Raw genomic sequence first — 20295 nt, 5'->3', positions numbered from 1 at the left:
CCCCGGAACCAACGACGCCTTCGGCACGCGAAGCGCCCCCCGGCGCTCGGGCCGTCCCCGCGCCCCAACCGCCCGCCAGATCGGCGTGCGGCTCGAACGCGCGACCGACCACATCAGAGCGGCCACGGCACCGACAATCGGGATGCGACCCCGAACCTGGGACGCCCGAGGTCGGATCGAAGTCGCGGCGTCAGGCGGGCGATCGCCGGGCGGCCGGAGCGCGCCGCCCGAGCGGCCGAGGCGGCGGCCTCGTCACCGAAGCACGGTGTCGCGGCCGCGACGAGGCTCAGTGCCAGACGATCCGAAAGCGCTGCCCGGAGCTCCTCCGCCCCTCTGCGATGGATCTCCAGGACGCGCGCGCGTAGCCGAGGCGGATCGCGTGGTCCCAATGCTCGCGGACGGCCGGGGAGCTCGCGGAGCGGGACGGCCCGCGACGAGCGGCGGCCGTCGCCGACGCCCGGCCCCGGACGGACCCCGCTAGCGCCGCGTGCAGCCCAACGCTCCCACGAGCACCGTCCGGTGCCGCCGCGCCGTCCGCACCCGTGGCACGCGCGCCGTGCCGTACGCGAACCGCCGGGCGCGGGCGCACGGTGTCGGCGCCGACAGCTCGACCCGGACGCGGCGCGGGGTCCGGTAGGCGCAGCGCGTGCGCGACGCACGGCGGCACTCCAGGACGCCGGTCCCGACCGCCCCCGCGAACCGCCACGACGACCACCGCAGGTCGCGGACCACGGCGCCGTCGGCGGCGCAGTCGAGGGCGATCGTCCCGGGGCGCGGCCGGGGCGCGGCGCCGCACGCGGGCACCGCGGCCATCCGATCGTCGGTCGCCGCGACGACCGTCGCCAGCTGATGACGCACGATCCTCGGGCAGACCCGCACCAGGTCGTGGCCGCTGACGCCGAACAGCCCGGGACCGGCGGCGTCGCAGGTCGGCGTCGGCCCGACGAGGCTCGGGGGCGACGCGATGCAGGGGGAGTCGGCGCGGCTGCCGTCGTCCGGGCAGCGGTAGACCAGCTGCGGCCGCAGCTCGCCGCCGCCGCTCAGCGGACCGTTGGCGTAGGTGGCGTCGTTCGGAGCCCCCGCCGCGACGAACGAGCCGTCGCGGCTGAGCTCGATGATCCGCGCGTCGTGGGCGTCGCGGTCCCCCCAGCGGCGGCACCACTCGGCGGCGACCGCGCGGCTGGAGCCGATCTTCTCGCCCAGCAGGTCCCCGAGCAGGGCGCCGCCGAGCAGGCAGTTCGCGATCCCGTTGATCGGCGAGTCCCAGGTGTAGACGCGGACGAGGTTGCCCAGCCGGCGGGCGGCCGCGCGCTGCTCCCACATCGCCTCGGCGACCATCCCGCCGTTGCTGTGGGCGCCGACGACGATCGCCGTCGCCGGCCAGGTGCGCTCGATCGAGGCGACCATCGCCTCCAGTCGCGCGACCGAGACCTCGGGCGGCTGGATCGAGTCGGGGTTGTCGTAGCCCGTGAACGAGAAGACGGCGCCGGCGGGCGTCGGCTCCAGGGCGGAACCCGCGTAGCTGAACGGCAGCACCACGGCGCCGGCGTCGGCCAGCCGCGCGAGCAGGCACGAATCGGTCCGCAGGCCGCCGGGCGAGCGGCAGACCGCGCTGTCGCTGATCGCCATCCGCCGCAGGCCCGCGTCGAGCCCGGGCGGGAACCGGCGGACCGCGCCGCCGGCGGTGACCGGGCAGTAGCTCGAGACGACGGGGATCCCGCGCGCCGGCCGCGCGACCGGCAGCGGGTAGGCGCGCCCGCTCTCGGTCTCCGCGCTGTGGTTGCCGTCCAGGACGACGAAGACCACCGGCGGCGCGCCACCGGCGACCGCCGGCCCGCCGCAGCGCTCGGCCGCGGCAGCGGGCGCCGGCGACGCCAGCAGCAGGGCCAGCGCCGCGATCGGCAGCGACCAGCGCACGCGCCCCCTCCGGACCAGCCCCACGACCGCGTTCTCCCCGCGCACCACCACGACCTCTCTCCGACACGTCCCGCGCCGGCCGCCACGGGCCGACGACGGCGACCCTATCGCGCGCCGTTCACGCCGGGCCAGCGCGCTCGGCTCCCGCGGCCGGCCGCAGGCCGCGCACGCCGAGGCCCGGACGAGCGACCGGCGCCCGATCGACGGGACGCCGGGCCAGCGACACACGCCGCCGTCCCTACCGTCGGTCGCAATTGGTGGCCAGCGAGATCCAGAGTCGCTACTGTCTTCATTCGATGGCCACCATGGACAGCTCGCTCGCGCTGCGGATCTTCACGCCGCTGAGGAACGCGCTCGAGGAGATCGGCGACATGCTGATCCTGACCGGCAAGACGCTGGTCTCGGCCTTCCGCCCCCCGTACATCTACGGCGACGAGTTCGTCCACCAGTTCCTGTTCATCCTGAAGCTCGGCTGGTTCCCGCTGCTGGTCACGGCAGCGGCGTTCGGCTTCGGGGCGCCCGGGCTGCAGGCCGCCAACTTCCTGGTCCTGTTCGGCGCGCTGGACCGCCTCGGCGGGTTCTTCGTGCTCGCCTCGATCCGCGAGTTCGCTCCGATCTGCTCCGGCATCATCATCGCCGGGGTCGCCGGCACCGCGATCACCGCCGACCTCGGCGCTCGCAAGGTCCGCGAGGAGCTGGACGCGCTCCAGGTCCTCGGCGTCGACCCGGTCAAGAGCCTCGTGGTCCCGCGGTTCCTCGCCCTGGCGATCGTCTGCGCGCTGTTCGACGTCTTCGCGATGATGGCCGGCATCTTCGGCGGCATCATGGCGACGGTCATCAACGGCGCCCCGCTCGGACCGTTCTGGGCGACGTTCTTCAGCAACGCGTCGACCACCGACCTGTGGGCGTCGTTCCTCAAGTGCGCCGGGTTCGGCGGGATCATCGCGGTGGTCTGCTGCTACAAGGGCATGACCACCCGCGGCGGCGCCGAGGGCGTCGGACGCGCCGTCAACCAGGCCGTCGTGATCTCGTTCCTGGCCTTCTTCGCCTTCAACTACGTCTTCACCCAGACCCTGCTGGCCACCAATCCCGAGATGCTCGTCATCAAGTAGGGACGGGAGGCGCTGCGCCCCCGCCGGGGCGCCTCGGACGCCGATCCGCGAACTCGTCCCCGACGGCGGCCACCGATCGGCGACGATGCCGTCGTCACCAACGACGACCACGTGCCAGCCGGGAGAACGCCCGGCGGGCCCTGATCCAGGAGCACCGATGGCCTACACCCTTGCCCCGACCGACGAGTCCTTCCTCGAGGCGGCACCGAAGCGGTTCCAGGAGACCTTCGCGATTCCCCGCCCGGCCGCCGACGTGTGGGCGGAGCTGACCGCCGACAACACGCTCTCCTGGTGCCGGGCGCTCGGCGGCCAGGGCGCGACGTGGACCTCGCCCCGGCCGTTCGGCGTCGGGACCACCCGCAAGGTCAAGGTCCTGCGCGGCCTGCTCGCCCTCGACGAGCGCTACATCGTCTGGGAGGAGGGCCGCCGCAAGGCGTTCGTCGGCGTCCGATCGAACCTGCCGCTGCTCAAGCGCGTGGCCGAGGACTACCTCGTCGAGCCCGACGGCGAGAGCGCCTGTCGGTTCACCTGGACCGTCGGCGTCGAGCCGACCGCCGTCGGCCGCCCGGGCTCGCCGCTCAACGCGGCGATCTTCGCGTCGCTCTTCAAGGACACCCGCCGGCACTACGGGATCGGCTGACCCGCCGCGGGCGCGCGGCCGGGGCGCGGGGCGGCGCTCCGTCGCCCCGCGGTCGCCGCTCAGCCCGCGTCCGGGCCGAACCCCAGCGTCCGGATCACCGGCTCACCCGCCTGGTCCGACGCGTCCAGGTCGACGTCCGCGACGATCGCGAAGTCGCGGTGGTCCTCGGGGTCGTCGACGATCTGGCGCACCCGCCAGCGGCGCCCGCCGTCCGCCGAGGCCGGGTCGGGGTCGCGGTCGATCATCAGCAGCTCGGGCGAGCGGGCGGCGGGCCCGGCGTGCAGCTCGTCGTACTCGTCCCAGTAGGCGTCGAGCGCCTCGCGCCATGCGGGCTCGCGCATCGTGATCCGGCCGGGCGGGTCGGTGAGCGCGGCCGCGGCGGCGTCGAGCTGGGCCAGCTCGGCCGAGCGACCGCGGGACGCCAGCCGGACCTTCTGGAACATCGCGTTGCGGACCATCACCGCGAACGCGCGCTCGTTGGCGGTGATCGGCCGCGATGGAGGCCCGCCCGCCCCCGCCCCGCCGGCCGCGATCGCGGCGGAGGCCCGCTCGACCGACTCCGGATCGGTCAGCGCCTCCCACTCGTCCAGCAGGCTCGAGTCGGTCTGGCGGACCGTCTCTCCCAGCCACTCGATGATCTCGGCCAGCTCGTCGGTCCGGACCTGCTCCGGCACCGTCTGGCGCAGCGCCCGGTAGGCGTTGCTGAGGTAGCGCAGGACCAGGCCCTCGGAGCGCGCGACGCCGTAGTGGGAGACGAACTCGGTGAAGCTCCGCCCCCATTCGTACATGTCGCGGACGACCGACTTCGGCGACAGGTCGGACTCGCGGACCCACGGGTGCGTCTCGCGGTAGGTGCGCAGCGCGTCGAGCAGCGGCTCGGCCAGCGGCTTCGGGTAGGAGACCTGCTCGAGCAGCTCCATCCGCTCCTCGTACTCGATCCCCTGGGCCTTCATCTCGGCGACGGCCTCGCCGCGCTCCTTGTTCGCCTGGGCCATCAGCACCGGGAACGGGTCGTCGAGGATCGCCTCGACGACCGAGAGCACGTCGAGCGCGTAGGTCTCGGACTCGCGGTTGAGCAGCTCGAACGCCACCAGCGCGAACGACGCCAGCGGCTGGTTGAGCGCGAAGTCGTCCTGCAGCTCGACCGCCAGCCGCAGCGTGCGGCCGTCCTCGTCGGGCTCCGGCAGCCACTCCAGGACACCCGCGTCGACCAGCTCGTCGCCGAGCGCCCGCGCCTGCTCGGACAGCCGCTCGCGGCCGCGCTCGTCCTCGTGGTTGTCGGTCGTCAGCGCCCGCATCGTCGTGACCGGATCGGCCGGCTGGTTGACGACGTTGAGGATCATCGCGTGGTCGACCCGCATCCGCGACACCAGCGCCTCGGGGGTCGCGGTCTTCAGCCGCTCGAACGTCTCCTCGGTCCAGCTGACGGCCCCGTCCTGCGGCTTCTTGACCTGGACCTTGCGCCGCTTCCTGGGGTCGTCGCCGGCCTTGGCCAGCGCCCGCTTGCGCTCGATCACGTGCTCCGGCGCCTGCACCACCACGTAGCCGGAGGTGTCGAACCCGGCCCGGCCGGCGCGGCCCGCGATCTGGTGGAACTCGCGGGCCTTGAGCAGCCGGTGGCGCGAGCCGTCGTACTTCGCCAGCGCCGTGAAGACCACCGTCCGGATCGGCACGTTGATGCCGACGCCGAGCGTGTCGGTGCCGCAGATCACCTTCAGCAGCCCGGTCTGAGCGAGCTGCTCGACCAGCCGCCGGTAGCGCGGCAGCATCCCGGCGTGGTGGACGCCGATCCCGCCGCGAACCAGCTTCGAGAGCGTGCGCCCGAACCCGGCGGTGAAGCGGAAGGCGCCGAGCGCCTCGGCGATCGCGTCCCGCTCCTGGCGGGTGACGAGCTTCGCCGACAGCAGCGACTGGGCCCGCTCCATCGCCGACGCCTGCGTGAAGTGGACCACGTAGATCGGGGCGCGGTCGGCTGCGGCCAGCTCCTCCAGCAGCTCGTGCAGCGGCTCCTCGGACCACGCGTAGCTGAGCGGCACCGGCCGCTCCGCGTCATCGATCAGGACCGTCTCGCGGTCGGTGCGCCGCGTCAGGTCGACGGTGATCCGGGAGACGTCGCCGAGCGTCGCCGACATCAGCAGGAACTGCGCCTGCGGCAGGCACAGCAGCGGCACCTGCCAGGCCCAGCCCCGCTGGCCGTCGGCGTAGTAGTGGAACTCGTCCATCACGACCAAGCCGACGTCGGCGGTCGCTCCCTGCCGCAGCGCGATGTTCGCCAACACCTCGGCCGTGCAGCAGATGATCGGCGCGTCGGCGTTGACCGACGCGTCGCCGGTCAGCATCCCGACGTGCTCGGCGCCGAAGATCTCGCAGAGGGCGAAGAACTTCTCCGACACCAGCGCCTTGATCGGCGCCGTGTAGAAGCTGATGCGGCGGTCGGCGAGGGCCGCGAAGTGGGCGGCGATCGCGACCATCGACTTGCCGGATCCGGTCGGCGTCGCGAGCACCACGTTGTTGCCGGAGAAGAGCTCGATCGCCGCCTCGTCCTGGTGCGGGTAGAGGTTCAGCCCCTCGTGGGCCGCCCAGTCCGTGAAGGCGTCGTAGAGCGCGTCGGCGCTCGGCTCGGTGGGAAGGGCGTCGACCAGGCTCATGCGTCGCCCGATCACGCTATCGGTCCGGGTCGCTCAGGCCAGGTGCCCGCCGACCCGCCGGCGGCCGCTCAGCAGGTTGCGGGCGATCGCGCGGCGCTGGATCTCGTCGGTGCCCTCGAAGATCCGCCACAGCCGCGCCTCGCGGTACCAGCGCTCGATCGGCAGCTCGCGGGTGTAGCCCATGCCGCCGTGGATCTGCATCACCCGGTCGACGACCCGGTTGGCCATCGTCGCGCCGCTGAGCTTGGCCATCGAGGACTCGTGTCGCGGGTCGCGGCCCTGGTCGACGGTCCAGGCCGCCACCAGCACCAGCCAGCGCGCGCTCTCCAGGTCGAGCTCGCAGTCGGCCAGCATCGCCTGGATCATCTGGTGCTCGCCGATCGGCTTGCCGAAGGTCTCGCGCTGGGTGGCGTACTCGACGGCCATCGTCAGCAGCCGCTCGGCGGCGCCGATCGCCTGCGACGGGATCACGTAGCGGCCGCGGCCGATCCACTCCATCGCCAGCCGGAAGCCGTCGCCGACCTGGCCGAGGACGTTGCGGTGCGGCACCCGGACGTCGTCGAAGGCCATCGCGATCGGCTCGGCCGGGCCCATCGTCTCGATCGGCGACGAGGTCCAGCCCATCGCGCGGTCGACGATGAAGGCGGTGAAGCCCCCGCGGTAGCCCAGCTCCGGGTCGGTGACCGCGATCACGATCGAGAAGTCGGCCTCCTTGCCGCGGGTGATGAACGTCTTCTCGCCGTTCAGGACCCAGTCGTCGCCGTCGCGCCGCGCCGACATCCGGATCGCGGTCAGGTCCGAGCCGGCGCCGGGCTCGGTGACGGCGAAGCAGGACGCGCGCGTGCCCTCGATCGCCGGCAGCAGGTACTCCTCGCGCTGGGCGGCGTCGGCCTTGTAGAGGATCACGTCGGTCTCGCCGCCGAAGACGAACGGCACGAGCGTGCGGCCGAGCTCCGACCAGACCAGGCTCTGGGTGACGGCGGGCAGGTCGGCGCCGCCGTAGGCCGCCGGGGTGCCGAGGCCCCAGAAGCCGAAGTCGCGCGCCTTGCGCTGCAGCGCCCGCAGCTCCTCGTGGGCGAGCGCCGGCTCGCCGCGGCGCTCGCGGCGCAGGACCTCCGGCTCCAGCGGCAGCACCTCGTTGGCGATGAACGTGCGGGCCGTGTCGCGGATCGAGCGCTGCTCGTCGGTCAGCGAGAAGTCCATGCGCTGCTCCTCCCGGTCGGCCGGCCGTCCCGGCGACGGCCGGCGCGTGGTCGCCGCAGCCTACGAGCACCGGGGGGCGACCGTGGCGGCGCGCCGCGACGGCGCGCCGCCGGCGACCGCTCAGGCGACCGGGGCGACGCCGCGCTCGACCGGCAGGCCGGCGGCCAGCCAGTCCTCCTTGCCCTCCGCGTACTTGCGGACGTCGCGGTAGCCCAGCGCCTCGAGGTGCGCCGCCGCGACCCGCGAGTTCGGGCAGGCGGTGTTGGAGCAGTAGGTCACGACGGTGGCGTCCTTGTCCGGCAGCAGCTCGGGCGCCAGCGCGCGGACCTCGGTGTGCGGGATGTTGATCGCCCCCGGCAGGTGGGCGTCGTCGTAGTACTGCTGGCCGAGGGTCTCGACGACGACGGCGTCGCCGGTCTCGATCAGGGCCCGCAGCTCGTCTCGGGTGATGGTCTTCATGCGGCCAGGATCGGACCCCGGCGGCCACCGGTCCAAGACCGGTCGGCTCCGGCGCCATAGGCTGGGGCGATGGTTCCCGACCTGCGCCTCGTCCGCTACTTCGTGACCGTCGGCGAGGAGGGGAACGTGACCCGGGCGGCCGAGCGGCTGCACATCGCCCAGCCGTCGCTGAGCGCGGCCCTCAAGCAGCTGGAGCAGCAGCTCGGCGTGACGCTGCTGGAGCGCTCCGGGCGCGGGATCGCCCTGACTCCCGCCGGCGAGCTGCTGCTGGTCCGCGGCCGCGAGCTGCTCGATCAGGCGCGGGCCGTGGCCGACGAGGTCCGGGGCCGCGGGGGCGCCGCGGCCGCGCGGCTGCGGCTGGGGCTCTCCCCGACGGCCCGCTACGAGGTCGGTCCGGCGCTGCTGGGCGCCTGCGCGACCGCCGCTCCCGCGGCGATGCTCTACACCCGCGAGGACACCACCGGCGCGCTGCTACAGGACGTCGCGAACGGGCGCCTGGACCTGGCGGTGACCTTCTGCGCCGCGACGGCGCCGGCGGGCGTCGAGCTGCTGCCGTTGGTCGACGCCCCCGCGATCGCGCACGTGCCCGCCGGCCACCGCCTGGCCGGGCGATCGACGGTGACCCTCGACGACCTCTCGGAGGAGACGATCCTCGTCGCCGCCAGCCGCGACTCGGGCGGCTTCAGCGACCGGGTGCTCGGAGCGTTCGCGGCCGCCGGGATCCGGCCCGCCACCCGCGTCGACCCGTACCCCGACCTGGGCCTGCAGGCCGTCCGCGAGGGGCTCGGCGTCGTGATCTACGTCCGCGGCGCCTTCCCGCCCGAGGTCGCCGGATCGGCCTTCGTCCCGCTCGACCCGCCGCTCACCCTGCCGTTCCACCTGGCCTGGCGCGACGGCTCGCGGACGGCGGCCGTCGACGCGGTGATCGAGGTCGCGCGCGGGCTCGCGGCCTAGCGCCCCCGCTCCCACTCGATCGGGTCCCCCGACGACGGCACCGCGGCACCCAGCTCGCGCAGGACCGATGCGAGCATCTCGCGGCGGACGGCACCGTAGGTCAGGACGTGCGCGAGCACGCCGCCGTAGGTGAACGACTCGGGCGGCTCGCAGAGGGCGTCGACGAAGGCGTCGTCCCACGCGCCGCGGTCGCGGATCCGGCGGGCGACGCGCTCGAACGCCCGCGACGCGCGATCGAAGCGCGCCAGCCGGTCGCCGCCGGGCTCGGGCGCGAGCTCGCCGACGATCGCGGCGACCCAGACCTCGAGCGTCCGCACCAGCCGCTCGGCCATCAGCGCGGCGCTCGGCTCGTCGCCCTCGAACCAGACCGCCACGAACCCCGGTCGCAGCGAGCGCTCGAGCGCGTCGTCCGGCTGCGTCGCGGCGATCTCCAGCAGCTCGCGGGTCCGCTGCAGGTGGTGCAGGACCATCCGCTCGGTCAGGTCGCGGCCGAGCGCGGGCCCGCCGGCCGCGTCCGGCGGCGCGGCGTCCGCACCGGGCACCAGCAGCCCGGCCGGCGGGTGGAAGTGGATGCCGTTCGGCGCATCCAGCGCGACCGGCCGCGGGGACGCCGCGAAGGCGCTCGGCGGCACCCCGTGGGCGCGGGCGAAGGCGCGCGAGAAGGCGGCCAGCGATCCGTAGCCGGCGGCCGTGGCCGCCTCCGACGGCGTGCTCGCGCCGGTCCGCAGCTGCCACGCCGCCCGCTCCAGCAGCAGCCGCCGGCGCAGCGCCACCGGCGACTCCCCGGTCGCTCCCGCCAGCACCCGGTCCAGGTGGTCGCGCGAGAAGTGGGCGCGGCGGGCCAATGCGCGCCCGTCGGCGTCCGACTCGTCGAGCGAGTCGATCACGAGGTCGAGGAGGTCCCGCAGGCGGTCGGCCACCGCCCCATCCTCGCGCGCCCGGCTTGATCGCGTTCGACCTCTCGCTCGACGGCGGCCCCGCGCCCCGCGACGCTGACGCGATGCCGAGCTGGTCCGCCTTCGAAGCCGCCGCGCCGGAGCTCGCCGCCGAGGTCCGGCAGCGACTCGACGCCCACACCCACAAGACGCTCGCGACCGTCCGCGCCGACGGGGCGCCGCGGATCTCCGGGACCGAGACCCGGCTGGTCGACGGCGACCTCTGGATCGGGTCGATGTGGCAGGCCCGCAAGGCCCACGACCTGCAGCGCGATCCGCGCTTCGCGCTCCACAGCGGCTCGGACGACCCGCCCGAATGGCCCGGCGACGCGAAGCTGGCCGGCGTCGCCGACGAGGAGACCGACCCCGAGCGCGTCAGCGCGATCAACGGCGAGGCGGCCGCCGCCGGCCCGACCCACCTGTTCCGGCTCGACCTGCGCGAGGTCTCGACCGTCCGGCTCGACCCGAGCGGCAAGCAGATCGTGATCACGGTCTGGACGCCGGAGCGCGGCGTGCGGACCGTCAGCCGGGCGTAGGCCGCGGACGACGCGCGGCCGCCGCGTCAGCCGGCCCCGGCCCCGACGAGCGGCAGCCGCAGCCGGAAGCGCGCCCCGGGCTGCCCCTCGACCGGATCCAGCAGCTCGAGCGATCCGTCGTGCGCCTCGGCCACGAGCCGCGCGATCGGCAGGCCCAGGCCCGACCCGCCGGCGGCGCCGCTGGCGCGGTGGAAGCGATCGAAGACCGCGGCGCGCTGCGCCGGCGGCACGCCGGGACCGTGGTCGCGGACCTCGACGACCGCCTGGCCGTCGGCGACCTCGAGCGACACGTCGACCCGGCCGCCGACCGCGCCGTAGCGGATCGCGTTCTCCACCAAGTTGGCCACCGAGCGGGCCAACAGCCGCTCGTCGCCGAGGACGACCGCCTCGGGAACGGCCTCCAGCCGCAGCTGCGCCCCGGCCGCCGCCGCCTGGTCGCCGTACTCCTCGACCACCTGCTCCAGCAGCAGGTCGAGGCGCAGCGGCTCGCGCTCGAAGCGGCCGCGGCGGGCGTCCAGCCGCGCCAGCTCCAGCATGTCCGCGATCGTCCCCGACGCCCGCTCGGCCGCCCGCTCGATCGCGCTCAGGGCATCGCCGGCCGGACCGTCGGGCCCCTGCTCGCGCAGCGCCTGCTCGGCCCGCGCGCGGATCACCGCCACCGGCGTCCGCAGCTCGTGGGCGGCGTCGGCCAGGAACGCCTCCTCGCGCCGCGCCGTCGCCGCCGCCGGCGCCAGCGCGCGCCCGGCCAGCAGCCATCCGGCGGCGATCGTCAGCAGCCACAGGCCCAGCGTCGCCCCGGCGATCGCCAGCGTCGTCCGGCGCAGGTCACGCTCGGCCGACGCCAGCGGCTCGACCGCGACGATCGCCGCCAGCACCCCGTCGGTGCCGTTGAGCGGGCTGGCGGCGACCCGCAGCGACCGCCCGTCGACGGCCTCGTCGTAGAGCCGCAGCAGACGCCCGTCGCGGATCCGTCGCAGCGCGCGCCGGGCGGCCGCCGGGTCGAGCGCGCCGGACGGCCCGGCCACGATCCGGCCGCTGCGATCGACCACCAGCACCGGTGCGCCCGGCCGCCGCTTGGGCCCGAAGTAGCCGTCGGGCTGGCGGTCGACCACCAGCCGGCTCGGCTCGCCCTCGGGGTAGGCGAAGCCGTCGGCGGAGAGCGCGGTCCGCTCCAGCAGCCGGTCCAGCTGCTCGTAGCGCCGGTCGTGGGCCTGCAGCACCGCGATCACCGCCAGCACCAGCAGCACGACCAGCGAGACCGCCGCGTAGGACGCGGTCAGCCGCCGGCGCAGCCGCCGCAGCTGGAGCGCGTTCACGCGCCGTCCGCCAGCCGGTAGCCGGCGCCGCGGACGGTCTCGATCGACGCCGCCCCGAGCTTGCGCCGCAGCGCGGCGACGTGGACGTCGACGACGTTGGACTCCGGCTCGTAGGCGTGGTCCCAGCAGTGCTCGAGGATCTCGAAGCGGTCGACGACCTCGCCGGCACGATCGGCGAGGAACGCCAGCAGCGCGAACTCCTTGGTCGTCAGCGGCACGATCACCCCGTCGCGGCGGACCCGCCGGCGGGCCGGCTCGATCAGCAGGTCGCCGGCCTCGATCGTGTCGTGCCGGCGGGCCGGGCGCCGCCGCAGGAGCGCGTGGACGCGGGCGACCAGCTCCTCGGTCGCGAACGGCTTGGTCAGGTAGTCGTCGGCGCCGTGGGCGAAGCCGTCGACGACATCGTCGGTCCGGTCCATCGCCGTCAGCAGCAGAATCGGCGTCTCGACCCCCGCGGCCCGCCACTGCCCGCACAGCTCCAGCCCCTGGCCGTCGGGCAGCCGGCGATCGAGCACGATCGCGTCGTACGGGTGCAGGTCGGCGTGGAACCGCGCCTCGGCCAGAGTGCCCGCCACGTCGACCCCGAACGACTCCACCCGTAGTCGCTGGGCCACGGCGGTCGCCAGCTCCGCCTCGTCCTCGACCAGGAGGATCCGCATCGCGCGAGCATAGAGCGCCCTGCGCCGACTTCCAAAGATCGCGGCGGCCACCGTCGCCCTCGCCCCGCTCAGCCGGCCTGCAGCGCGGCCAGCAGCAGGACCGATCCGGCGGCGTAGTCGATCGCCGGCTCCGAGGTGACGTAGTCCTCGATCCGGTCCTCGTAGGTCGCCCCGGCGGTGTCGAAGGGGCTCGGCCGCGGGCGGCCGAGTCGCTGCTCGGCGATCGTCCTCGCCGGCGCCGGACCACCGACGACCGCGCCGACCGGCTGGCCGGGACGAGCCGAGGCCCAGTGGTGGATCGCGCGCGGGGCGCGCGGCCCGTAGCCCGCGACGAAGCTGGCGCCCCACGGGTTGCGCCCCAGCAGCCAGTCGCGGGCGCCGCTGCCGACCGCCAGCCCGCGCGCCACCGAGCCGGCACGGCCGGCGACCGTCGCCAGCACCCCCGCGCCGCCGTTCTCGCCGGTCTGGCCCCACGTGAGGGCGCCGGGCGTGCCGAAGGCCCCGGCGCTCGCCCGGGTCACGGCCGCCCGACCCTGGGCCGCGGTCGCCGCGCACGCGCTGTCGCGTGCGGTCGGGTCGGCGACCGCGGGGGCTCCCAGGAGGCCGCAGAGATCCGCCGCCGCGAACCCGGCCAGGGCGTTCCACCCCAGTCGGCCGTCGGCGGCGCTCCGCTCGAGGAAGGTCAGCGCATCGTCGAGGAAGGCCCGCTCGCCGGTCACCCGGTGGAGCGCCGCCGCCCCCGCCGCGAGCGCGTCCTCCTGGGTGTCTCCGACGTAGAAGTCGCCGGCGGGCGACGGCAGCTTCGGCGCGACGACGCCCGAGGCCCGGCCGGCGGCGTACCACTCGCGAGCGTGGCGCAGCAGCTGGTCGCGAGCCGCACCGCTGGCGCGCTCGGCGGCCAGCGCCAGCGCCAGCGCGGTCCCGCCCCCGAGGTCTCCGCCCATGTTCGGATAGGCGGCGCGGACGGCGATCCCGGGCAGGCCGGAGCCGTCGTCGGTGGCCGGGTCGCGGAAGCCGCGATCGTGATCGCGCTCGTCGCCGACCTGGGCGACGAACAGGTCGCCCCGCGGGTGGGCCTTCAGCAGCCAGCGGATGCCGACATCGGCGCTGGCCCGCAGCGCCGGCGCGTCCGCGCGGTCGAGGCGGGCCGCGGCCTGCAGCGCCGCCGCCGCGTAGGCGGTGGTCTGCGTGAACTTGATCATGTCGCCGGCGTCCATCCAGCCACCGGTCAGGTCGAACCGCTGCCCGGCGTAGGGGCCGCTGGCGACCACCGCGTCGGCGAGGTGCGCAGGCCCGTGGACGGGCGAGGGCTCGTCGCCGTCGGCGTTGGCCGCGAGGTAGCGCAGGATCGTGGCGATCGGGGCGCTCGACGGACGCCGGGCGACGATCCAGGCGCGCGAGGTCAGGGCGCCGACCCGGACGCGGTAGGAGCCGGGCGTCCGCAGCCGCGTGAGGTCGGCGGCGAAGGCGCGCCGCCACGGCGCCGGCGAGCCCGGGGTCCGGCGCAGCCGGCCGCGGAGCACCGTCCGCCCCCGCCGGTCGACGACCGTGAACCGCCGGCCCCGCAGATCGCGCCGGGATCCGACGATCGCGACCTTCGCGTCCGCCGGGCCGGAGGGCCCGCCGACGCGGATCGCATCGGGTGGCGCGGCCTGCGCCCAGCCGCACCCGAGCCCGGCCAGCCCGGCCAGCAGCGGCAGCGCGACCGCGGCCAGGCGCGCCCCGCCGTGGCTCGTGGCGGGGACGGGGCTCTCGGCTCCTCGGACGCGGCGTGGCATGCGAGGAGCAGCCTGCCGGGACCCGGATGAAGCCGACGTGAAGCGCCGCGTTGCCGTCGTCGCCGGGCCGGACGACGGCGCCCGACTCAGCGGCGGAGCGTCCGCGTGACCTTCGTCGTCCGTGCCGTGGTGCCGGGCGCCGTCGAGGTCGCCGTCACGGTCACCTTCAGCTTGCGGGCGCGGCCGAGCGCGCTGCGGACCTTGGCGGAGAGCTTCAGCTTCAGGGTCGCGGTGCCGGCCTTCCTGAAGCTCTTGGACGCCTTGCCGAGGGTGAAGGTCCTGGCCTTCTTCGAGACGCGCAGCTTCAGCTTCCTGGCGTCCTTCGCCGAGATCGTCGCCGTCGCCGCGCACTTCCCGGCCGCCGCCAGCCGGCAGGAGACGCTCAGCGCCTTCTTGCGGCGGATCGTCGCCAGCCGCTGCTTCGGAACGGTGACCTTGACCACCGGGGCCTGCGGCGTGGCGCCCGGACCGCCGGGACCACCCGGTCCGCCGGGCCCGGCCGGGAACAGGTTGGCGTCGATCGCGACGGCGCCGATCATGTTCGCCGCCTGGTCGTAGAACCACAGCCGGCCGTCGGCCCCGAAGGCGACGCCATCGCCGTGGTAGGGGGCCAGCGAGGCGTGCTGGACGCGGCCGTCGGCGGTGATCCGACCGATGCCGTCCTTCTCGCCGAACCAGATCGCCCCGTCCGGCCCGTGGACCAGCGACTTCGGCAGGTAGTCGCCACCGAGCGGGAACAGGTCCAGCCTGCCACCCGCGAAGCGCCCGATCGTGCCGCCCCTGGCCGAGCTGAACATCGAGCCCGGGGAGTAGGCGCCGAACCAGACGGCGCCGGACGGGTCGAAGGCGATCGAGGAGACGTCGTAGGTGACGTCCATCGGCGCCAGCGGCACGCTCAGCGGCGTGCCCGACTCGGGGATCCGGCGCAGGTAGTCGCCGCTGTCGCTCAGCCAGACCGCGCCGTCGGGGGCCGTCGCCAGGTCGCCCATCCCGGCCGAGTACTGCGACGGGTACGTCTGCACGATGCCGCCGCCGTTGCCGTCCAGCCGGTGGACGTTGTCGTCGCCGAACGTGGTCATCCAGGCCCCGCCGCTGGCGCTCGGCGCCAGCCGCGACGCCGACGGCTCGCCGAGCGCGGCGTCGCGGATCAGGTGCATCGCCTGCGGGTTGGCCGGGTCGAACCAGACCACCTGGCGCCCGACCTCGTTGGTGAACCAGAGCCGCCCGCCGGGGCCGGCCGCCAGCTCGTCGGGACCGGAGTCCTCGACCGAGTCGTTCGGGACGATGTACTCGGTGATCGCGCCCGCCGGCGTGATCCGGCCGATCCTGTCGGCCTTCCGCTCCGTGAACCAGACGTTCGAGTCCGGGCCGGCGACGATCCGGGTGATCCCGGCCCCGCCGGTCGGCACCGGGAACAGCTGGACGGTCGGAGCCGCTGACGCCGCCGCCGGCAGCAGCAGCCCGAGGACGATGAGCGACAGCACGCTCAGGAGCCGGGACGCACGCACACGCATAGCGATCCGCACTATCCCAGCCACGGGGGATGACTGCGCCGGAAGGTCCGCCCGCGTCGCTACGGTGGACCGGCGATGAGCGTGCAGATGGTGATCGCCCGTGCGCGGTTCCGGATCGCCGGGCAGTGGTCCCGGATCGCCGCCCGCCGCAGCGGGCCGCCGTCGTACGAGGAGCTGCAGGCCGGCGACCTGCACGACCCCCCGCGCGAGATCCGCCGCGCCCACCACTGCACCGTGGTCGAGCACCGCGGCGCCCGCGCGATCTGGCTCGATCGCAACCACGCCCCGGCGGGGGTCCTGGTCTTCCTGCACGGCGGCAGCTACGTCTGCGGGCCGTTCCTGGACCAGTGGCAGTACCTCAGCCGGCTCTGCCTGCGGACCGGGATGGCGGGGCTGCTGGTCGACTACCGGCTGGCGCCGCAGCACCCGTACCCGGCCGCGCTCGAGGACGTGCTCGCGGTGATCGACGGCGCCCGGCGCGAGCGGCTGCTGCGACCGGGCGCGTGGTCGCTGATCGGCGACAGCGCCGGCGGCGGGCTGGCCGTCGCCGTCGCCGCGCGGCTGCGCGACGGTGCCGGGGACCCGCCGGCCGCGCTCGTGCTCTGCTCGCCGTGGCTGGACCTGGCCGTCGCCGACCCCGAGGCCCGCGGGAACGCGCGCGTCGACGCGATGCTGACCCTCGACGGCCTGGCCCGCCACGCCGCCGCCTACGCGGGCGGCCGCGACCTGGGAGACCCGCTGCTGTCCCCGCTCCACGGCGACCCCCACGGGCTGCCGCCGACGATGATCCACAGCGGCACCCGCGAGCTGTTCCTGTGGGACGTCCGCAGCTGGGAGCGACGTTGCCGCGAGGCCGGGGTGACGGTCGTCAGCCGCGAGCAGCCGGGTGGCTTCCACGGCTACGCGACCGCCGTCGCGTCGATCCCCGAGGCCCGCCACGCGGCCGACGAGCAGGCCGAGTTCGTCGTCGAGGCGCAGGCGGTCGAGGCCGGACGCGCCTGAGCGCGCGGCCGACTCGACTTCAACCGCAGTTGAACCTGGGCGCGGCAGCTGCTGTGCTCTCGCCATGGATCACCTGATGACGATCGGCCAGCTGGCCGCGCGGACCGGCGTCGCCGCCTCGGCGCTCCGGTTCTACGAGGACCGCGGCCTGATCCAGTCGATCCGCTCGGGCGCCGGCCACCGGCGGTTCCCGCGCTACGTGACGCGGCGGATCGCGTTCATCGTCTTCGCCCAGCGGATCGGGCTGACGCTGGGGGAGATCAAGGGCGAGCTCGACCGGCTGCCGACCGAGCGGGTCCCCGGCCGCGACGACTGGGCCAAGCTCTCGAGCGCCTGGACCGCCCGGATCGACGAGCGGATGGCCGAGCTGGAACGGCTGCGCGACAGCCTCACCGGTTGCATCGGCTGCGGCTGCCTGTCGCTGGACCGCTGCGCGCTCGTCAACCCCGAGGACCGGCTGGGCCGGCGCGGACCCGGCCCCCGCCTGTGGATCGGAGAGGCCGCGTGACCCCCGACGAGATCGATCACGACGCGGTGCTGGAGCGGGTCCGCCGAGCCTGCCTGGACCTGCCCGAGGTGACCGAGCGGCTGAGCCACGGGTCGCCGACGTTCTTCGTCCGCGACAAGCGGACCTTCGTGATGTTCCTCGACGACCACCACGGCGACGGGCGGCTCGCGCTCTGGTGCGCCGCGGCCGAGGGGATGCAGGAGGCGCTGATCGACAGCGACCCCGAGCACTACTTCCGCCCGCCCTACGTGGGCCACCGCGGATGGGTCGGGGTGCGGCTCGATCGGGGCCTCGAATGGGACGACGTCGAGGGCGCGATCGAGGACGCCTACGTCCGGATCGCACCCCGCCGATTGATCGATTCGGCAGGACTTTCCAACGGGACGGCCTGAGCCCGCTACGCTTTACGAGACCGTGCCGGGCAAAAACGTCCGGCGAAGCAGTGCCAGTGTCCGCAGTTGTTGCAGTAGCACCCTCCGCGTGTCCCGTTGCACAGAGAACCCCGTGGAGGGAAAAACACATCATGGCTACCGGAACTGTCAAGTGGTTCAGCGAGGAGAAGGGCTTCGGGTTCATCACGCCCGATGACAGCGGCAAGGACCTCTTCGTCCACCACTCCGCGATCAACGGCTCGGGCTTCAAGACCCTCGCCGAGGGCGCGAAGGTGAGCTTCGACGCCGAGGTCGGCCCCAAGGGCCCCAACGCGACGAACGTCTCGGTCCTCTAGAGACCTCGTACCACGCAGCACCCGACGGCCCGCCATTGGCGGGCCGTCGTCGTTTCCGGACTCGAACGCGTCCGGAGCGCACCGAATCGGCGCCGATCGCGCCGGATCCGCCACCGACGGCCGACGAGAACATCCGCCGAGCGGGCCGTCCGCCGGCGCCGTTGGCCTGCGCCCCTGGCGCGCGGCCGGGTCCGCACCGGCGTCCACCGGACCCATCGGTCCACTTCATCGCCCGTCCGCGACCGGCGTTCGGCGCCGCCCGAACGTCCGGCCACCGCCGACGCGCCAGGGATCGGGAGGGACCGCCCCAGAAGGCCGAATCCACCGTAAGCTCCCCGGTCGCCACCCGTACCGACCCGCGGTCGATACGGAGGGAGAACCTCCACATGAACCTGTCCCCGCTCTCCTCCCCCACCGATCTCGGGCGCTTCGCGATCGGCTTCGATCCGCGCGACCGCTCGCGCCTGCACCAGCTGTGGGACGAGGTGATCGACTCCAACCGCTGGGCCGAGGGCGACCTCACCAAGCGCTTCGAGGACGCCTGGGCGGCCAAGCACCCCGGCGCCGCCGGCGCGGTCGCGACCGGCAGCTGGTCGGGCGGCGCGGTCGCCGCGCTGAAGCACGCCGGCGTCGGCCCCGGCGACGTCGTGCTCTGTCCGTCGAACACGTTCATGGCCACGCCGCTGGCCGCGCTGCACCTGGGCGCGAAGGTCGAGTTCGTCGACTGCAACCGCGAGGACCTCTGCGTCTCGTTCGCGGACTTCGAGCAGAAGCTGGCCCAGCACAAGCCGAAGGCCGCGTTCGTGGTCCACATCGGCGGCCACATCGCCTTCGACATCCAGCGGATCGCCGACCTCTGCCGCGCGCAGGGCGTGTTCCTGATCGAGGACTGCGCCCACGCCCACGGCGCCACCTGGAACGGCCAGGCGCCGGGCACCTGGGGCGACGCCGGCGTCTACAGCTTCTACGCGACGAAGACCGTCTCGACCGGCGAGGGCGGGATCCTGGTCTCGCGCCACCCCGAGCTGCTCGAGTTCGCCCGCGCCTTCCGCAACTACGGCAAGCCCGACCACGAGGTCGAGGGCCTGAACTTCCGGATGAGCGAGTTCACCTCGGCGATCGGCCTGGTCCAGACCGAGCGGCTGGACGAGCTCGTCGCCTGGAAGAACGCCGCCGCCCGCGAGCACCTCGACCCGGTCCACGCCGGGCGCCTGCAGCTGCCCGACGGGATGGTCTCCGGGCTCTACAAGTACATCGTCTTCGACCCGATCGAGAAGTCGACCGGGAAGGTCTACGACCAGCCGTGCCATCGGATCCTCCGGCACCAGGTCGACCTGCCCAACAGCGACTGGGTGGCCACCGGCCACTGGTGCGTTCCCATCTACTACCGGCCGGAACTCGGCAACCAGGAAGAGGTCACGGCATGAAGAAGGTCCTCGTCACGGGAGGGTCCGGGTTCATCGGATCGCACGTCGTCGACAAGCTGGCCGCCGCCGGCGTCGAACCCCGCATCTTCGACATGGTCCAGTCGCCGTTCCATCCGGAGGGCACGGTCGACACCTACATCGGCGAGCTCGGCGACCTCGAGGCGCTGACCGCCGCGATGCAGGGCTGCGACGCCGTCCTGCACCTGGCCGCGGTCGCCGACGTCGGCCAGGTCGCCCTCGACCCGGTCTTCGCCGAGCAGGTCAACTCGAAGGGCACGCTGAACGTCCTGCAGGCCGCCCGCGACGCCGGCGTCGGCCGCGTCGTCTACGCCTCGACGATCTGGGTCTACGACGGCTTCTCGGCCGACCAGGTCGACGAGGACAGCCCGCTCGGCCTGCCCAAGCACCTCTACACGGCGACCAAGATCGCCGGCGAGATGTACTGCACCAGCTACGCCGAGCTGTACGGCGTCGAGTACACGATCCTGCGCTTCGGCATCCCCTACGGCACCCGTGCCCGCCCGGCCGCCGTGGTCCCGCAGTTCGTCAAGAAGGCGCTCGCCGGCGAGCCGCTGACGATCGCCGGCAAGGGCGACCAGACCCGCCGCTTCGTCTACGTCGAGGACCTCGCCGAGGGCTGCGTCGCCGGCCTCCAGCCGCAGGCCGCCAACCGGGTCTTCAACCTGGTCGGCACCGAGGAGACGACGATCCTCGAGATCGCCGAGGTCGTCCGCGACCTGCTCGGCGACGTCGACATCGTCCACGTTCCCGGCCGCCCCGGCGACTTCAAGGGCGCCGTCGTCGATCACCGCCGCGCCGAGCAGGAGCTGGGCTGGACGGCGACGACGTCGTTCCGCGACGGCGTCGTGAAGTACCTCGACTGGCACCGCGAGACGCACGCCGGCGAGCGGACGGCCGAGCCGGTCGCCGACCCCAGCGGCGACTGATCCGCCGCGGCGC

At 74.4% G+C, this 20295-nt stretch carries 19 protein-coding genes; 10 read left to right on the top strand and 9 right to left on the bottom strand.

The window, feature by feature from the left end:
- Nucleotides 1-477: 477 nt before the first annotated feature.
- Nucleotides 478-1968 carry a hypothetical protein gene (locus tag PAI11_RS15760; protein WP_138974353.1) on the bottom strand — a complete coding sequence of 497 codons (1491 nt, stop codon included), beginning with the start codon at nucleotides 1966-1968 and terminating at the stop codon, nucleotides 478-480.
- A 254-nt stretch (nucleotides 1969-2222) separates the two neighbouring features.
- Between PAI11_RS15760 and PAI11_RS15755 the strand changes: the two genes are divergently transcribed.
- Together PAI11_RS15755 and PAI11_RS15750 are read left to right on the top strand one after the other, a co-directional pair.
- A complete protein-coding gene (locus PAI11_RS15755) occupies nucleotides 2223-3029 on the top strand; it encodes an MlaE family ABC transporter permease (RefSeq protein ID WP_007576541.1) in 807 nt (268 codons plus the stop codon).
- 157 nt (nucleotides 3030-3186) lie between these two features.
- The gene (locus PAI11_RS15750; RefSeq protein ID WP_007576540.1) at nucleotides 3187-3669 is read left to right on the top strand and encodes an SRPBCC family protein; all 483 of its coding nucleotides are present in this window, start codon (nucleotides 3187-3189) and stop codon (nucleotides 3667-3669) included.
- A gap of 59 nt (nucleotides 3670-3728) precedes the next feature.
- Here PAI11_RS15750 and PAI11_RS15745 read toward each other — a convergent pair whose 3' ends face one another.
- The 3 genes from PAI11_RS15745 to PAI11_RS15735 all read right to left on the bottom strand — a co-directional run bounded on the left by PAI11_RS15745 (nucleotide 3729) and on the right by PAI11_RS15735 (nucleotide 7979).
- Nucleotides 3729-6317 carry a DEAD/DEAH box helicase gene (locus PAI11_RS15745; RefSeq protein WP_007576539.1) on the bottom strand — a complete coding sequence of 863 codons (2589 nt, stop codon included), beginning with the start codon at nucleotides 6315-6317 and terminating at the stop codon, nucleotides 3729-3731.
- A 33-nt stretch (nucleotides 6318-6350) separates the two neighbouring features.
- Nucleotides 6351-7520, bottom strand: coding sequence for an acyl-CoA dehydrogenase family protein (locus PAI11_RS15740; RefSeq protein ID WP_007576537.1), 1170 nt, complete (start codon nucleotides 7518-7520; stop codon nucleotides 6351-6353).
- A gap of 120 nt (nucleotides 7521-7640) precedes the next feature.
- Nucleotides 7641-7979: a rhodanese-like domain-containing protein gene (locus tag PAI11_RS15735; RefSeq protein ID WP_007576536.1), complete on the bottom strand. Its 339-nt coding sequence runs from the start codon at nucleotides 7977-7979 to the stop codon at nucleotides 7641-7643.
- Nucleotides 7980-8048: 69 nt separating this feature from the next.
- On the opposite strand from PAI11_RS15735, the gene PAI11_RS15730 reads away from it, so the two are divergent.
- Nucleotides 8049-8933, top strand: a complete 885-nt coding sequence (locus tag PAI11_RS15730; protein ID WP_007576535.1) for a LysR family transcriptional regulator — start codon at nucleotides 8049-8051, stop codon at nucleotides 8931-8933.
- On the opposite strand, the gene PAI11_RS15725 is transcribed toward PAI11_RS15730, so the two are convergent.
- The gene (locus PAI11_RS15725) at nucleotides 8930-9853 is read right to left on the bottom strand and encodes a helix-turn-helix domain-containing protein (RefSeq protein ID WP_007576534.1); all 924 of its coding nucleotides are present in this window, start codon (nucleotides 9851-9853) and stop codon (nucleotides 8930-8932) included. The two genes, PAI11_RS15730 and PAI11_RS15725, sit on opposite strands and share 4 nt — an antisense overlap.
- An 80-nt stretch (nucleotides 9854-9933) precedes the next feature.
- On the opposite strand from PAI11_RS15725, the gene PAI11_RS15720 reads away from it, so the two are divergent.
- A complete protein-coding gene (locus tag PAI11_RS15720) occupies nucleotides 9934-10404 on the top strand; it encodes a pyridoxamine 5'-phosphate oxidase family protein (protein WP_040600594.1) in 471 nt (156 codons plus the stop codon).
- Nucleotides 10405-10430: 26 nt separating this feature from the next.
- Here PAI11_RS15720 and PAI11_RS15715 read toward each other — a convergent pair whose 3' ends face one another.
- From PAI11_RS15715 to PAI11_RS27875, 4 genes are all read right to left on the bottom strand, one after another.
- Nucleotides 10431-11720: a sensor histidine kinase gene (locus PAI11_RS15715; protein WP_007576532.1), complete on the bottom strand. Its 1290-nt coding sequence runs from the start codon at nucleotides 11718-11720 to the stop codon at nucleotides 10431-10433.
- Nucleotides 11717-12379 carry a response regulator transcription factor gene (locus tag PAI11_RS15710; protein ID WP_007576531.1) on the bottom strand — a complete coding sequence of 221 codons (663 nt, stop codon included), beginning with the start codon at nucleotides 12377-12379 and terminating at the stop codon, nucleotides 11717-11719. The genes PAI11_RS15715 and PAI11_RS15710 overlap by 4 nt, the downstream gene beginning before the upstream one ends.
- Before the next feature lie 68 nt (nucleotides 12380-12447).
- Complete coding sequence (locus PAI11_RS15705) at nucleotides 12448-14157, bottom strand: glycoside hydrolase family 9 protein (protein ID WP_007576530.1); 1710 nt, start codon at nucleotides 14155-14157, stop codon at nucleotides 12448-12450.
- Nucleotides 14158-14243: 86 nt separating this feature from the next.
- Nucleotides 14244-15641: a Vgb family protein gene (locus tag PAI11_RS27875; RefSeq protein ID WP_007576529.1), complete on the bottom strand. Its 1398-nt coding sequence runs from the start codon at nucleotides 15639-15641 to the stop codon at nucleotides 14244-14246.
- A 105-nt stretch (nucleotides 15642-15746) separates the two neighbouring features.
- Between PAI11_RS27875 and PAI11_RS15695 the strand changes: the two genes are divergently transcribed.
- The 6 genes from PAI11_RS15695 to PAI11_RS15670 all read left to right on the top strand — a co-directional run bounded on the left by PAI11_RS15695 (nucleotide 15747) and on the right by PAI11_RS15670 (nucleotide 20282).
- Nucleotides 15747-16673 carry an alpha/beta hydrolase gene (locus PAI11_RS15695; protein WP_007576527.1) on the top strand — a complete coding sequence of 309 codons (927 nt, stop codon included), beginning with the start codon at nucleotides 15747-15749 and terminating at the stop codon, nucleotides 16671-16673.
- 64 nt (nucleotides 16674-16737) lie between these two features.
- Nucleotides 16738-17181, top strand: coding sequence for a redox-sensitive transcriptional activator SoxR (soxR, locus tag PAI11_RS15690; RefSeq protein ID WP_007576525.1), 444 nt, complete (start codon nucleotides 16738-16740; stop codon nucleotides 17179-17181).
- On the top strand, nucleotides 17178-17573 hold the full coding sequence (locus PAI11_RS15685) for an MmcQ/YjbR family DNA-binding protein (protein ID WP_007576523.1): 396 nt from the start codon (nucleotides 17178-17180) through the stop codon (nucleotides 17571-17573). The genes soxR and PAI11_RS15685 overlap by 4 nt, the downstream gene beginning before the upstream one ends.
- Before the next feature lie 131 nt (nucleotides 17574-17704).
- Nucleotides 17705-17908 (top strand): cold-shock protein, encoded by a 204-nt coding sequence (locus tag PAI11_RS15680; RefSeq protein WP_007576522.1) that lies wholly within the window; start codon nucleotides 17705-17707, stop codon nucleotides 17906-17908.
- A 386-nt stretch (nucleotides 17909-18294) separates the two neighbouring features.
- Complete coding sequence (locus tag PAI11_RS15675; protein ID WP_007576520.1) at nucleotides 18295-19335, top strand: DegT/DnrJ/EryC1/StrS family aminotransferase; 1041 nt, start codon at nucleotides 18295-18297, stop codon at nucleotides 19333-19335.
- Nucleotides 19332-20282, top strand: a complete 951-nt coding sequence (locus PAI11_RS15670; protein ID WP_007576518.1) for an NAD-dependent epimerase/dehydratase family protein — start codon at nucleotides 19332-19334, stop codon at nucleotides 20280-20282. The genes PAI11_RS15675 and PAI11_RS15670 overlap by 4 nt, the downstream gene beginning before the upstream one ends.
- Nucleotides 20283-20295 lie beyond the last annotated feature (13 nt).

Source organism: Patulibacter medicamentivorans (genome assembly GCF_000240225.1).
Lineage (GTDB): Bacteria > Actinomycetota > Thermoleophilia > Solirubrobacterales > Solirubrobacteraceae > Patulibacter > Patulibacter medicamentivorans.
The sequence above is the reverse complement of the archived record's forward strand: the minus strand, read 5'-3'. Positions and strand labels throughout refer to the sequence as shown.

Excerpts from the sequence above, each read along its gene's own strand:
- PAI11_RS15755 (WP_007576541.1), top strand. The coding sequence starts at position 2,223 with ATGGACAGCTCGCTCGCGCTGCGGATCTTCACGCCGCTGAGGAACGCG.
- PAI11_RS15710 (WP_007576531.1), bottom strand. The coding sequence starts at position 12,379 with ATGCGGATCCTCCTGGTCGAGGACGAGGCGGAGCTGGCGACCGCCGTG.
- PAI11_RS15735 (WP_007576536.1), bottom strand. The coding sequence starts at position 7,979 with ATGAAGACCATCACCCGAGACGAGCTGCGGGCCCTGATCGAGACCGGC.
- PAI11_RS15740 (WP_007576537.1), bottom strand. The coding sequence starts at position 7,520 with ATGGACTTCTCGCTGACCGACGAGCAGCGCTCGATCCGCGACACGGCC.
- PAI11_RS15675 (WP_007576520.1), top strand. The coding sequence starts at position 18,295 with ATGAACCTGTCCCCGCTCTCCTCCCCCACCGATCTCGGGCGCTTCGCG.
- PAI11_RS15695 (WP_007576527.1), top strand. The coding sequence starts at position 15,747 with ATGAGCGTGCAGATGGTGATCGCCCGTGCGCGGTTCCGGATCGCCGGG.
- PAI11_RS15680 (WP_007576522.1), top strand. The coding sequence starts at position 17,705 with ATGGCTACCGGAACTGTCAAGTGGTTCAGCGAGGAGAAGGGCTTCGGG.
- PAI11_RS15705 (WP_007576530.1), bottom strand. The coding sequence starts at position 14,157 with ATGCCACGCCGCGTCCGAGGAGCCGAGAGCCCCGTCCCCGCCACGAGC.
- PAI11_RS15750 (WP_007576540.1), top strand. The coding sequence starts at position 3,187 with ATGGCCTACACCCTTGCCCCGACCGACGAGTCCTTCCTCGAGGCGGCA.
- PAI11_RS15730 (WP_007576535.1), top strand. The coding sequence starts at position 8,049 with ATGGTTCCCGACCTGCGCCTCGTCCGCTACTTCGTGACCGTCGGCGAG.
- soxR (WP_007576525.1), top strand. The coding sequence starts at position 16,738 with ATGGATCACCTGATGACGATCGGCCAGCTGGCCGCGCGGACCGGCGTC.
- PAI11_RS15745 (WP_007576539.1), bottom strand. The coding sequence starts at position 6,317 with ATGAGCCTGGTCGACGCCCTTCCCACCGAGCCGAGCGCCGACGCGCTC.
- PAI11_RS15720 (WP_040600594.1), top strand. The coding sequence starts at position 9,934 with ATGCCGAGCTGGTCCGCCTTCGAAGCCGCCGCGCCGGAGCTCGCCGCC.
- PAI11_RS15670 (WP_007576518.1), top strand. The coding sequence starts at position 19,332 with ATGAAGAAGGTCCTCGTCACGGGAGGGTCCGGGTTCATCGGATCGCAC.